The organism is Streptomyces sp. NPDC050548, assembly GCF_044457385.1.
In the GTDB taxonomy this organism is placed as follows: domain Bacteria; phylum Actinomycetota; class Actinomycetes; order Streptomycetales; family Streptomycetaceae; genus Streptomyces.
Genome location: NZ_JBITGV010000001.1, coordinates 624,684 through 637,424 on the forward strand (window position 1 = coordinate 624,684; position 12,741 = coordinate 637,424).

12 protein-coding genes and 1 riboswitch are annotated in these 12,741 nt (G+C 72.5%); of the genes, 8 read left to right on the forward strand and 4 right to left on the reverse strand.

What is annotated here, in order from left to right; translation table 11 throughout:
• Positions 1 to 123 precede the first annotated feature (123 nt).
• Positions 124 to 813 (forward strand): hypothetical protein, encoded by a 690-nt coding sequence (locus ACIBJH_RS02960; RefSeq protein ID WP_399115070.1) that lies wholly within the window; start codon positions 124 to 126, stop codon positions 811 to 813.
• Between the two features lie 10 nt (positions 814 to 823).
• A complete protein-coding gene (locus tag ACIBJH_RS02965) occupies positions 824 to 1,510 on the forward strand; it encodes a hypothetical protein (RefSeq protein WP_399115071.1) in 687 nt (228 codons plus the stop codon).
• A gap of 45 nt (positions 1,511 to 1,555) precedes the next feature.
• On the opposite strand, the gene ACIBJH_RS02970 is transcribed toward ACIBJH_RS02965, so the two are convergent.
• A complete protein-coding gene (locus ACIBJH_RS02970; protein ID WP_399115072.1) occupies positions 1,556 to 3,010 on the reverse strand; it encodes a glycine hydroxymethyltransferase in 1,455 nt (484 codons plus the stop codon).
• Between the two features lie 31 nt (positions 3,011 to 3,041).
• Positions 3,042 to 3,131: riboswitch (ZMP/ZTP riboswitch) on the reverse strand.
• A 123-nt stretch (positions 3,132 to 3,254) separates the two neighbouring features.
• Between ACIBJH_RS02970 and ACIBJH_RS02975 the strand changes: the two genes are divergently transcribed.
• Entirely contained in the window at positions 3,255 to 4,112 is an 858-nt protein-coding gene (locus ACIBJH_RS02975) for a hypothetical protein (protein WP_399115588.1), read from the forward strand.
• A gap of 22 nt (positions 4,113 to 4,134) precedes the next feature.
• On the opposite strand, the gene ACIBJH_RS02980 is transcribed toward ACIBJH_RS02975, so the two are convergent.
• Positions 4,135 to 5,544 carry a PLP-dependent aminotransferase family protein gene (locus ACIBJH_RS02980; protein ID WP_399115073.1) on the reverse strand — a complete coding sequence of 470 codons (1,410 nt, stop codon included), beginning with the start codon at positions 5,542 to 5,544 and terminating at the stop codon, positions 4,135 to 4,137.
• A gap of 46 nt (positions 5,545 to 5,590) precedes the next feature.
• Between ACIBJH_RS02980 and ACIBJH_RS02985 the strand changes: the two genes are divergently transcribed.
• Complete coding sequence (locus ACIBJH_RS02985) at positions 5,591 to 6,088, forward strand: carboxymuconolactone decarboxylase family protein (RefSeq protein WP_399115074.1); 498 nt, start codon at positions 5,591 to 5,593, stop codon at positions 6,086 to 6,088.
• Between the two features lie 79 nt (positions 6,089 to 6,167).
• Positions 6,168 to 6,926 (forward strand): isocitrate lyase/phosphoenolpyruvate mutase family protein, encoded by a 759-nt coding sequence (locus tag ACIBJH_RS02990; protein WP_399115075.1) that lies wholly within the window; start codon positions 6,168 to 6,170, stop codon positions 6,924 to 6,926.
• A gap of 19 nt (positions 6,927 to 6,945) precedes the next feature.
• Here ACIBJH_RS02990 and ACIBJH_RS02995 read toward each other — a convergent pair whose 3' ends face one another.
• On the reverse strand, positions 6,946 to 8,472 hold the full coding sequence (locus tag ACIBJH_RS02995) for an aldehyde dehydrogenase family protein (RefSeq protein WP_399115076.1): 1,527 nt from the start codon (positions 8,470 to 8,472) through the stop codon (positions 6,946 to 6,948).
• Between the two features lie 208 nt (positions 8,473 to 8,680).
• Here ACIBJH_RS02995 and ACIBJH_RS03000 point away from each other — a divergent pair, with 208 nt between their 5' ends.
• Positions 8,681 to 9,586 carry a GNAT family N-acetyltransferase gene (locus ACIBJH_RS03000; RefSeq protein WP_399115077.1) on the forward strand — a complete coding sequence of 302 codons (906 nt, stop codon included), beginning with the start codon at positions 8,681 to 8,683 and terminating at the stop codon, positions 9,584 to 9,586.
• Here ACIBJH_RS03000 and ACIBJH_RS03005 read toward each other — a convergent pair.
• Entirely contained in the window at positions 9,541 to 10,515 is a 975-nt protein-coding gene (locus ACIBJH_RS03005) for a LysR family transcriptional regulator (protein ID WP_399115078.1), read from the reverse strand. The two genes, ACIBJH_RS03000 and ACIBJH_RS03005, sit on opposite strands and share 46 nt — an antisense overlap.
• Positions 10,516 to 10,609: 94 nt before the next feature.
• Here ACIBJH_RS03005 and ACIBJH_RS03010 point away from each other — a divergent pair, with 94 nt between their 5' ends.
• A complete protein-coding gene (locus tag ACIBJH_RS03010; protein WP_399115079.1) occupies positions 10,610 to 12,007 on the forward strand; it encodes an MFS transporter in 1,398 nt (465 codons plus the stop codon).
• Positions 12,008 to 12,048: 41 nt separating this feature from the next.
• On the forward strand, positions 12,049 to 12,738 hold the full coding sequence (locus ACIBJH_RS03015; RefSeq protein WP_399115080.1) for a siderophore-interacting protein: 690 nt from the start codon (positions 12,049 to 12,051) through the stop codon (positions 12,736 to 12,738).
• The last annotated feature ends 3 nt before the right edge of the window (positions 12,739 to 12,741 follow it).

Here is a 12,741-nt window from a genome sequence, read left to right on the forward strand (position 1 = left end):
GGGCGGGCCGTACGGGGATCGGCCGGTTGGGGGGTTCGGATGTCCGGAGGCGGAAGTGCGGTCAGGACAAGCTGGAGTGCGGTCAGGATTCGTGAACTGGCCGCTCTGGGCGGGGCGTTGGCGATGACGTCGGCTCTGATGGTGTGGGGTGCGTCGGAGGCGGCGGCGGGCGGGCCGACCAGTGTGCTCGTCACCTCGCCGGCCAGCGGACAAGCCGCGGCGCTGTACTACTCGGACGAACAGTACGGAAAGCTCCAGCAGTTGCTCGGTCCGGAGGGCAAGGGCACCCGTGACAAGCCTCCCGAGGCCGATCTGGACCACTCCCGCCAGATCAATGTCACATGGCTGGCGCACGACATATCGCCGTGGCGGATCGACCGGGTCTTCCCGGTCGACTCCCGTCCACAGGCGGTGTGGATCCACACGGCGTCCGACGTGCCGGAGAACACGAATCTGATCGGCTACTGGCACCGCGCCGAGCACCCGGACCAACTGCGCGCCCTCTTGCGGAAGTTGGGAGTGACGGGCACGGGCACAGGATCCGGCGGTTATTCGGGCATCTTCCCGGCACCGTGGCAGCCGACCGAGTCCGCTCCGGCCGTCGCCGCACCCGACACCGACGCGGGGACCAGCACGGTGCGGGTCACCGTGAGGGACAAGGACGACGGCACCGACTGGTGGTGGGCGATACCGGGCGCGGCGGCCGGAGCGGTACTGACCCTCGTTCTGCGGCCGTTCGCCGCGCGGCTGCCGCTGAACCGGTGGCGGAAGGGGCGGGAGCCCGGGCCGAGGCAGGAGTTGCGGGACGTGTGAGGGGTGCGGGATGGGATTCGGAAGGTCGCTGGGCGCGTGTCTGTCCGGGGTGTCGGTGGTGATGGCTCTGGCAGGAGCGGCTCAGGTCCAGGCTGTCGGGATGGATCGGGTGCGGGTTCAGGATCCGCGCCGGGACATCCCGGATCTGGCGCTGGTCGTGGCGGGTGACACGGGCCGGACGGAGGCGTGGCACTCCGGGGAGCCGTCGTTCGCGCGCCTGTGGACGCTGTTGCAGCCGACGTACACGGGGACGGAGCGGGTGTCGCAGGAGTGGGAGGCGGGCCGGTATCCGGCGGTGCGGATCACCGTGATGTGGGGTCTGACCGGGGTCGGCGGCTGGCCTCGGACGAGTCGGGCTCCGGGTGGTGATGTGGCGGTGGAGCGGGAGGACCAGTTGTTCGTGGCCGCGGACGGCACACCGTGGGTGCGGACGGATCCGGCGCCGGAGGTGACGGACGACGACATCCGTTGGCATCGGGTGCCGCGTCCGGACTTCACACGGATGGAGCGGGCGGGGCTGCTGGGTACGGCAGCCGGGGAGGGGCCGGAATCCTCGGGGTCGGCCGGGCCCGCCTGGTGGGCGGCGGCGGGGGTGGCCGCCGGAGTCGGCGGCACGCTGCTGATACGCCGCGCGGCGGCCCGGCGTGAGGCCGGACCGCCGCGCGAGGAACCACGACAGGAACTCATCGATCTTTGAGAGTCGCCGATCTTTGACAACTCGACAGAGGACGTAGGCCGGCTGTCAGCCGAGGTCGATCTCCGGGTACAGGGGGAAGCCGGCCACCAGGTCCGTCGCCCTGCGGGAGATCTCGTCGGAGACCTTTGCGTCCAGGACGTGGGACGCCTTGCTCGGGGCTCCCGACTTCGTCGTGCCCGGCTCGGCGGTGGTGAGGACCCGGTCGATGAGGGAGGCGACCTCGTCCATCTCCGCCGTGCCCAGGCCACGGGTCGTCAGCGCGGGGGTGCCGATGCGGATGCCCGAGGTGTACCAGGCGCCGTTGGGGTCGGCGGGGATCGCGTTGCGGTTGGTGACGATGCCGGAGTCCAGGAGGGCCGTCTCGGCCTGGCGGCCGGTGAGGCCGTACGACGTCTCCACGTCGATCAGGTTCAGGTGGTTGTCCGTGCCGCCCGTGACCAAGGTCGCGCCCCGGCGCATCAGGCCGTCCGCCAGCGCCCGGGAGTTGTCGACGATCCGCTGGGCGTAGTCCTGGAAGGAGGGCTGCCGGGCCTCGGCGAGGGCGACGGCCTTGGCCGCCATGACGTGCGGGAGCGGGCCGCCGAGGACCATCGGGCAGCCGCGGTCGACCTGGTCCTTGAGGGAGTCGTCGCACAGGACCATGCCACCGCGCGGGCCGCGCAGCGACTTGTGGGTGGTGGTGGTGACGATCTGGGCGTGCGGGACCGGGTCGAAGTCGCCGGTCAGGACCTTGCCCGCGACCAGGCCGGCGAAGTGCGCCATGTCGACCATGAGGGTCGCGCCGACCTCGTCGGCGATCTCCCGCATGATGCGGAAGTTCACCAGACGGGGGTAGGCGGAGTAACCGGCCACGATGATCAGCGGCTTGAAGTCGCGGGCCGACGCGCGCAGGGCCTCGTAGTCGATGAGGCCGGTCGCCGGGTCGGTGCCGTAGGAGCGCTGGTCGAACATCTTGCCGGAGATGTTGGGGCGGAAGCCGTGGGTGAGGTGGCCGCCGGCGTCCAGGGACATGCCCAGCATGCGCTGGTTGCCGAAGGCCTGGCGCAGCTCGGCCCAGTCGGCGTCGGAGAGGTCGTTGACCTGGCGGACGCCCGCCTTCGCCAGGGCCGGGACCTCGACGCGGTCGGCGAGGACCGACCAGAAGGCGACCAGGTTGGCGTCGATGCCGGAGTGCGGCTGGACGTAGGCGTGCCGGGCGCCGAAGAGTTCGCGCGCGTGCTCGGCGGCGAGGGACTCCACAGTGTCGACGTTGCGGCAGCCGGCGTAGAAGCGGCGGCCGATGGTGCCCTCGGCGTACTTGTCGCTGAACCAGTTGCCCATCGCGAGCAGTGTGGCCGGGGAGGCGTAGTTCTCGGAGGCGATCAGCTTGAGCATCTCGCGCTGGTCGGCGACTTCCTGGCCGATGGCGTCGGCGACGCGCGGCTCGACGGCACGGATCACGTCGAGGGCGGCGCGATAGGCCGTGGACTCGTTCGAAAGGGGCGCGGAATTGTCGGGCATGGGGACCTCCGGACGTGGCGTTCGGCGTTCACGGTACGGCCCAGGCGCACGGCACACATTGCAGCTCGGGCCGCTCCCCGATGGTCGGTCCCATCCCAGCGCGCCAGTCACGGCCCGCCGGTCAGCCTACCGGGCGGGCCGGACGGGGCGGCTCGTGCGTCCAGCATCTGGAGTTCGGTGAGAGTCCCTACGCGGGGGTCCTTGGCGATCTCCCCTCCCCTAGAGTCCCTTTGTGCTCTTTGGAATGGTGTGCGCGCTCGGCGCGGCGATCTGCTTCGGTACGGCGACGGTCCTGCAGGCGGTCGCCACGCGGGAGGCGACGACGGGTGGGGGCGGGGACGCGGCGCTGCTGCTGCGGGCGCTGCGGCAGTGGCGGTACATGGCGGGGCTCGCGCTGGACGGGCTGGGGTTCGTGTTCCAGATCGCGGCGCTGCGGTCGCTGCCCATCTACGCGGTCGGGGCGGCCCTGGCGTCGAGCCTCGCGGTGACGGCGGTGGTGGCCGCGCGGCTGCTGAAGGTCCGGCTCAGCGGGGTGGAGTGGGCGGCCGTCGGTGTGGTGTGCGCGGGGCTCGCGATGCTCGGGCTGGCGTCCGGGGCGGAGGGGGACCGGGCCGGTTCCATGGCGCTGAAGTGGGCGATGGTGGGGACGGCCGGTGCGGTGCTGCTGCTCGGGCTGGTCGGTGGGCGACTGCCGGAGCGGGGGCGGGCGTTGACGCTCGGCCTGGGCGCCGGGTTCGGGTTCGGGGTCGTCGAGGTGGCGGTCCGGCTGATCGACTCGCTCTCGCCGTCGGCACTGGTCGCCAATCCGGCGACGTACGCGCTGCTGGTGGGCGGGGGCGCGGCATTCCTGTTGCTGACGACGGCGTTGCAGCGGGGGTCGGTGACCACGGCCACGGCGGGGTTGGTGATCGGGGAGACGCTCGGGCCGGCGGCGGTGGGGGTGGTGTGGCTCGGGGACCGTACGCGGGAGGGGCTGGAGTGGCTGGCGGTGTTGGGGTTTCTGGTGGCGGTGGTGGGCGCGTTGGCGTTGGCGCGGTTCGGTGAGGCACCGGCCTCGGCCTCCGACGGCGAGGCGGTTGATCGTGCGGATGAGTCGGTGTGACCGTCCCTTAGGGCTGGGCCCCTCACGGCAGCACCCTGCACAGCGCCTCCACCGCTCCCGCCCACGCGTGGTCCGACGGGGTGCCGTAGCCCACCACCAGGGCGTCCAGGGGGGCGGCCTGGGCCTGGTCGTGGCGGTAGGAGGAGAGGGGGTGGAGCGCGAGGCCCTGCCAGGCGGCGGCCTGGACCACGGACTGTTCGGTGCCGGGTGGGAGGCTGAGGACGGCGTGGAAGCCGGCCGCGATGCCGGTGACATGGACGTCGGGGGCTTGCTGGGCGAGGGCCTCGACGAGGTTGTCGCGGCGGCGGCGGTAGCGCAGGCGGGCGGCGCGGACGTGGCGGTCGTGGGCGCCGGAGGTGATGAACTCGGCGAGGGTCAGCTGGTCCAGGACCCCGCAGGTGTCGACGGCGCCCTTCGCCTTCGACACCTCCTCCGCGAGTGACGGGGGCAGGATCAGCCAGGCCAGGCGGAGGCCGGGGGCGAGGGACTTGCTGGCGGTGCCGAGGTAGACGACGTGGTCGGGGTCGAGGCCCTGGAGGGCGCCGATCGGCTGGCGGTCGTAGCGGAACTCGCCGTCGTAGTCGTCCTCCAGGACCAGGCCGCCGGTGCGCCGGGCCCAGTCGACGACGGCGGAGCGGCGCTCGTGGCGGAGCGGGACGCCCATGGGGAACTGGTGGGCGGGGGTGACCAGGACGGCCGGCTCGTCCGTCAACTGCCCCGGGTCCGTGCCCCGTTCGTCGAAGGGGAGCGGGCGGGTGCGCAGACCGGCCCCGTCGAGGAGCTGCCAGTGCGCGGGCAGGCCGTAGGACTCCACCGCGATCGTGTGGGCGCCGCGGGCCCGTAGTGCCGCGCCGATCAGCCGCAGGCCGTTGGAGATGCCTGCGCTGATCACGATGTGCTCGGGGTCGGCGCGGACGCCGCGGGCTCGGGCGAGGTAGGCGGCGAGGGCGGTGCGCAGTTCGATGCGGCCGCGGGGGTCGCCGTAGCCGAGGGCCTGGTACGGGGCGGAGGTGAAGGCGCGGCGGGCGGCCTTGAGCCACTCGGTGCGGGGGAAGGAGGCGAGGTCGGGGGTGCCGGGGACGAGGTCGTAGACGGGGCGGGTGTGGAGGCGGCGGGGTGGGGTGGTGTCGGTGGGCGGGACGACCGCGCGGTCGGCGACGCGGGTGCCGGAGCCCTGGCGGGCGGTGAGCCAGCCCTCGGCGACCAGGTCGGCGTAGGCGTCGGCGACCGTGTTGCGGGCCACGCCCAGGTCGGCGGCGAGGGAGCGGGAGGAGGGCAGCCGGGTGCCGGGGGCGAGGCGGCCGGTGCGGACGGCGTCGCGCAGCGCGTCCGTCAGGCCTCGGCGGAGGCCGGTGCCGGTGCCCGTACCGGTGCTGGTGCCGGTCGGTTCGAGGTGGAGGTCGACGCCGAAAGTGGCCCATGATTTCGCCATGGAAATGGACCATACTCCTGGGCTGCCTGGCTTCTAGGGTCAAGACATGACCACAGCACAGCAGGCTCCTTACGCCCCCGAACACAGCCCCCGTCTCAACTGGGCCGAGCACGCCCCCGAGGTCTACAAGGCGATGGTCCGCCTCGACGCGGCGGCCCGTCGGGGGCTGGACCCGGCACTGCTTGAGCTGGTGAAGATCCGCGCCTCGCAGCTGAACCACTGCGCGTTCTGCCTCGACATGCACACCAAGGACGCGCTCGCGGCGGGCGAGAGTGTGGAGCGGATCATCCAGCTCGGGGCGTGGGAGGAGTCGCGGCACTTCTACACCGAGAAGGAGCTCGCGGCGATCGAGCTGACCGAGGCGATCACGGTCATCACGGACGGCTTTGTGCCGGACGAGGTGTACGACCGGGCCGCGGAGCAGTTCGAGGAGGCCGAGCTGACCCAGCTGATCGCCGCGATCACGGTGATCAACGCGTGGAACCGGTTCGGCGTGAGCACGCGGATGGTGCCGGGGCACTACAAGGTGGGACAGCACAAGTGACTGTGCGGACACGGCTGTTGGACGGCCGCCGGAACCGCGTGATGGTCAACCGCCGTGTCGAGCCCGGGGGTTGCCGGCCGTGAGCGGAGTCGAGGTGTTCCGGAGGCTGCACCGGGTGCGGCTTCCCGGGGATCCGCTGGTGCTCCCGGGGCCCTGGGACGCGGCCAGCGCGCGGGTGTTCGTGGACGCCGGGTTCCCGGCGCTCGCCACACCCAGTGCCGGGGTCGCCGCCTCGCTGGGGTATGAGGACGGGGCGACCCCGGCGGACGAGATGTTCGCGGCGGTCGCGCGGATCGCCCGGGCCGTGGACGTGCCGGTGTCGGCGGACGTCGAGGGCGGCTATGGACTCGCGCCGAAGGAGCTGGTGGAACGGCTTCTGGAGGCGGGGGCCGTGGGGTGCAACCTTGAGGACTCCAACGGGGGTGTCCTCAAGGACCCACGGCAGCACGCGGACTGGCTCGCCGAGGTGCGGGCGGTGGCGGCGGACGGGTTGTTCGTCAACGCACGCGTCGACACCTTCCTGCACGGCGACGGCAGTCCCGAACGGGCCATCGAGCGGGCCGCGTTGTATGTCGCCGCGGGTGCGGACTGCGTCTATCCGATCAGTGCTCCGACGGCCGTACTGCCGCTGCTGCGCTCCGGCATCCAGGGGCCGCTCAACGTGTTCGCGCGGCCGGACGGCGAGGGCCCCTCCCCCACCGAACTCGGTGAACTCGGGGCCACCCGCATCACGTTCGGGCCGGGGCTCCAGCGGTGGGCGGCACGCGCCCTCCAGGGAATGGCCGCCGAGCTGAAGCGCGGCGAGCCACAGGAGACGGTGAACCGACCGAGGCGGTGAACCGACTGGGGCAGTGACCTCAGCCCGCGAACCAGCGCACCGGCCTCGGCGCCAGGTTCTGGTAGACGTGCTTGGCCTCGCGGTACTCGGCGAGTCCGGCGGGGCCCAACTCCCGCCCCACACCGCTCTTTCCGAAGCCGCCCCACTCCGCCTGCGGGAGATAGGGGTGGAAGTCGTTGATCCAGACGGTGCCGTGCCGCAGCCGTCCGGCGACGCGGCGGGCGCGGCCCGCGTCGGCGGTCCAGACGGCGCCGGCGAGACCGAACTCGGTGTCGTTGGCGAGCGCGACCGCCTCGTCCTCGGTGCGGAAGGTCTCGACGGTGAGGACCGGTCCGAAGACCTCCTCGCGTACGACGGTCATCTCGCGGTGGCACTGGTCGAGGACGGTCGGCTCGTAGAAGTAGCCGGTGGCGGGGCGGGTCGCGGAGGGCTCGGGGCGCCTGCCGCCGGAGCGGAGCACCGCGCCCTCGGCGAGGGCACCGGCGACGTACGACTCGGTCTTCGCGCGCTGCTGCTCGGAGACGAGCGGGCCGCACTCGGCGCCGTCCTCGGTGCCCCGGCCGATACGGATCTTCGCGGCGCGGCGGGCGAGTTCGGCGACGAAGCGTTCCCGGACGGTCTCCTCGACGATGAGCCGCGCGCCCGCCGAACAGACCTGGCCGCTGTGGATGAAGGCCGCGTTGAGGGCCTGGTCGACGGCGGTGTCGAAGCCCTCCTCGGTGGCGCAGGCGTCGGCGAAGACGATGTTGGGGTTCTTGCCGCCGAGTTCGAGGGCGACCTTCTTGACGGTCACGGCAGCGGCCTGTGCCACCTTGGTGCCGCTGGCCAGGCCGCCGGTGAAGGAGACGAGGTCGACGTCGGGGTGCTCGGCGAGGCGGGCGCCGACCGAGCGGCCGGGTCCGGTGACGATGTTGGCGACACCGGCCGGGAGCCCGGCCTCGACGAGCAGGTCGATGAGGGCGATCGTCGTGAGCGGGGTGATCTCGCTGGGCTTGACGACGAAGGTGTTGCCGGCCGCGAGGGCGGGCGCGATCTTCCAACTCGCCTGGAGGAGCGGGTAGTTCCAGGGGGTGATCAGCGCGCAGACACCGACCGGCTCGTGCACGACGACGCTGTGGACGTCGGTGGTGCCCGCGTCGACGACCCGGCCGGGGGCCTCGGCGGCGACGAGGTCGGCGAAGTAGCGGAAGGCGTCGGCGACACAGTCGATGTCGATCCGGCCCTCCTCGACGGTCTTGCCCGCGTCCCGGCTCTCCAGCAGGCCGAGCCGTTCACGGTCGCGCACCAGCAGGTCGGCGACGCGGCGGAGCAGGGCGGCGCGCTCGGCGACGGGTGTGCGCGGCCAGGCGCCCTCACCGCCGTCGAAGGCGGCGCGGGCGGCGGCGACGGCTGTGTCGGTGTCCTTCTCGTCGCCCTCCGCGACCACGGCGAAGGGCAGCGCGTCCGCGGGGTCGATGATCTCGCGGGTGGCTCCGGAGAGGGCGTCCAGCCACTCCCCGCCCACGTGAATGGTCCTGCCCGCCTGCTGTTCCGTCGTGTCGGCCATGATCGGCAGTGCCTTCCGTTCCTGTTCAGCGCCCCGGCGTCACCCCACTGTCGCGCTCGGGGACCGCGAGCGCCTGCCCGGAACGTCCGAATGCATGCGCGATCCATGGCCGGAAGTGGGCCGGGTCACTGAACAAGGGCACAAAAGCCGCACCACCATGGACTCCGACAACTCCTTTGACTAAAGTCAAAGAAATATGGAGCCCATCATGGACAGCGCAACGGAATCGGCGTCGCCCGACGACATCGCCGCCTTCCGTCGCTTCAACCGCTACTTCACCCGCCGTATCGGCGCCCTCGACGACCACTACCTCGGCCAGGACCGCCCGCTCGGCGAGGCACGGCTGCTCTTCGAGATCGGTGACGGCGTCTCCCTGCGGGAGCTGCGCGGCCGACTCGCCCTGGACGCGGGCTACTTGAGCCGGATGGCGAAGTCCCTGGAGGCGCAGGGCCTGGTCCGGCTGACCGTGCCCGCGCACGACACCCGGCTGCGCCTGATCGAGCTGACCCCGGCCGGCCGTGTCGAGGTCAAGGAGCAGCACCGCCGCGCCGACGCGCTCGCCGCCGGTCTCCTCGGCACCCTCTCCGCACCCCAACGCGCGGAGCTGACCTGGGCGTTGGCCACCACCCGACGCCTCCTCCGGCTGGCCGGCATCACGATCACGCTGGTCGACGGCGCCGCCGAGGACGCCCGCGGCTGCCTCGACGCCTACGCCGCCGACATCGACGCCCGCTTCCCCGAGGGCTTCGACAAGACCGATCTCGTACGGCCGGAGGAGGTCACCGGGGAGGCGGGCGCGTTCTTCGTCGCGTACGAGGAAGGGCGGCCGATCGGCTGTGGGGCGCTGCGCACGCTGGAGCCCGGGGTCGGCGAGATCCGGCACGTCTGGGTGCACCCCGACGCCCGCCGCCTGGGCCTCGCCCGCCGCATCCTGGCCGCACTCGAACTCGCCGCCGTGGCACACGACTTCGCCGTCGTACGACTCGACACGCACGCGACGCTCACGGAGGCGCAGGCGATGTACCGGGCGTGCGGGTACGCGAAGATCCCGGCCTATGTGGACCATGTCTACGCGTCCCACTGGTTCGAGAAGCGGCTGTCCGGCGCCCGCTGACCCACCTCCCCCAGCAACTCCCGCACGCAGGCCCGCAACCACGCGTGCGCCGGGTCGGCGTCATGCCGTGGATGCCAGGCCAGCCCCAGCTTCAGGGCGGGGAGTCGCAGCGGTACGTCGAAGGTGACGAGGCCCAGCGTGGCGGCCAGCGGCACGGTCCAGTGGCTGATCAGACCGATCAGGTCGGTGTCGCGCAGCACGAACAGTGAGGCGGGGAAGGTGCCGACGGTGCCCACCACCCGGCGTTCCAGGCCGAGTTCGGCGAGCGCGGCGTCGACGGGACCGTGCAGCTTGCCGCGCCGCGAGACGATCAGGTGGTCGGCCTCGCCCGCGAACCGCTCGGGCGTCAACTCCCCCTCCAGCAGCGGGTGTCCGGCCCGGACGACGCCGACCATCCGGTCCTCGTGGAGGAGTTCGTGGTGCACCTCGGGTGCCGTCGCGTCCACGACACCGACCTCCAGGTCGGCGGTCCCCTGCCGCAGGACGGGCGCGTCGACATGGCTCTCGGCGAGGAAGCGGATCCGGATGCCCGGCGCCTCCGCGGCGGCCCGCGCGAACAGCCGGGCACCGTAGAGGGCGGCGAGCGCGTCGTGTCCGATGATCGTGAACGTCCGGCTGACGGCCCTGAGGTCGGTGTCCCACCCCGGTGCGAACAGTGCCCGTGCCCGCTCCACCACCGCGCTCACCTCCGCCCGTACCGCCAGCGCGTGCGGGGTGGGCACCATCCGCCGTCCGGCCCTGACCAGCACGGGATCGCCGAGCGCCTTGCGGATCCGGCCCAGGGTGCGGCTCATGGCGGGTTCGGAGAGATGCAGCCGCCGGGCGGCGCCCTGCACGCTCTGTTCCTCAAGCAGCACGTCCAACGCGACCAGCAGATTGAGGTCCAGGCTCCCCGGACCGCCGGAAGCCACGGATTGCGTCACACGCACTCACCCCTTGCAAAGGTTGCACTGGAAAGCAGTCCACGGCCGACCCTACGGTGACAGGGCACCCCACACCACACCCGGACTCCCTGGAGGAGCCGTGCCTTCCCACGCCCTGAAACGGTCCACCCTGCTGACCCTCTGCGCCTGCGTCCTGGTCGCGCAGAGCATGGTCGCCGCCATCAACCTCCTGATCCCGCAGCTGAGTTCGTCATCCCTGCACCCCTCGCACACCGAACTCCTGTGGACGGTCGACGCGTACGTCATCGTGTTCGCGGGACTCCTCATCCCGGCCGGCGCGCTCGGCGACCGGCACGGCCGCAAGGGCGCCCTGCTCGCCGGCCTCGCCCTGTTCGCGGCGGGCGCCGCCACCAGCGCGCTCGCCCAGAACCCGGCGACACTGATCGCGGGCCGCGGGCTGTCCGGCGCGGGCGCGGCGCTGATCACCCCGGCGACGATGTCGATCCTCGTCCACCTCTCCGCCCCGGAGAACCGGGCCCGCGCCATGGGCAGTTGGACGCTCGCACTCGGCCTCGGCGGTCTCGCCGGGAACCTCGGCGGCGGCCTGGTCGGTCAATTCCTGTCCTGGCGTGCCCTGTTCGGGGCGATGGTGCCGCTGGCCGCGCTGCTGGCCCTCGCGGTCTCCCTCACCACCCCCCGCACGGAACGCGCGGCGCACAGCAACCTCGACCCCACCGGCACGCTCCTCCTCACCACCGGCCTGGTCGCCGTCCTCTTCGGCATCATCGAGGGCCCGACCTACGGCTGGACCTCCCCGCGCATCATCACGGCCTTCACGGCAGGCGCCGTACTCGTCTCGGCCTTCACCCGCCACGCCCTGCGCTCCCGCACCCCACTCCTCGACCCGCGCGTCTTCACCTCCCCCACCCTCCGCGCGGCCACCCTCGGCACAGCCACCGGCTTCTTCGGCCTGTTCTCCCTCTTCTACGTCAACTCCCAGTACCTGCAAGGAATCAAGGGCTACGGCGCCGCCGTCACCGGTGTCGCGATCGTGCCGCTGACGATCGGCATGGCCCTCGTCCCGAAACTCGCCGTCCGCTGGTCGCACCGCCCGCGTCCCGTCATCGGCAGCGGTCTCGCCCTCATCGGCCTGGGCCTGCTCGGCGCGTCCACCGCCGACGCGGGCACGCCCTACTGGACGTACGCCTGCTGGCTGCTGGTGATCTCGGCGGGCACCGGGCTGTCGATGCCCGCGCTCACGGTCGGTGTCGTCACCTCGCTGCCGCCGCACCGGACAGGCCTCGGCTCCGGCCTGGGCACCTCGGCCCGCGAACTCGGCGCGGCCCTCGGCGTCGCGGTCACCGGCACGATCCTGGCCGCCCACCCGGACCTCGCCGACGGCATGGGCCCGGCGCTGCGCACGGTGGCCCTGATCGTCCTCGTGGCGACGGCAGTCGTGGTCCTCGGACACCGCGAGCGGCCCACCACACGTACTATCGCGTCCGGCGGGAAACGCGTACTATCGCGTCGCGCCTGAACGTCAACTCGCCTCACACACCGCCCAGTTGAGGAGCCCCCGTGCCCACCGCCCTCCTGAACCCCGTCCTCGATCTGCTCACCCTCCGCGCCACCGTCACCGCGGCCGAACCGATCACCGCCCGGATGCGCCGACTGCGCGTCGAGGGCGACGCCCTCGCCGGGCTCGACGTCCACCCCGGCCAGCAGGTGCGTGTCCTGGTCGGCGGCCTGACCCTGCGCACCTACTCGGTGTGGCGCCAGGACCCGTCCGGCGCCGTCGAGTTGTGCGTGCTGGACCACTCCGAGGGAGGGCCCGGGGCCCGCTGGGGGAGGAGCGTCGGCGTCGGCGAGCAGGTGCGGCTGCGCAGGCCCGAGGGCACCTTCACCCTCCGGCCCGACGCCGCCCACCATGTCTTCGTCGGCGAGGAGACGGCCTCCGTCGCCTTCGGCGCGATGCTCGCCGCACTGCCCGAGGGAGCGCGGATCTCCGGTGCCGTGGAGACGGAATCGGCCGCGGACCGGCTGCCACTCGCCCACTCCGACCGCCTCGACTGGCTGACCAGGGGCGGGACTTCACTCCCGGACGCGGTGCAGCGCCTCGCCCCCGAGCCGGGTGGGATCGCCTACGTCGCCGGCGAGGCCCGGACCGTGCAGGCCGTACGGCAGGTGCTCGTACGGGAGTTGGGCTGGGACCGGCGGTCCGTCCTCACCAAGCCGTTCTGGGCGCCGGGGAAGCGGGGGCTGGAGTAGCTC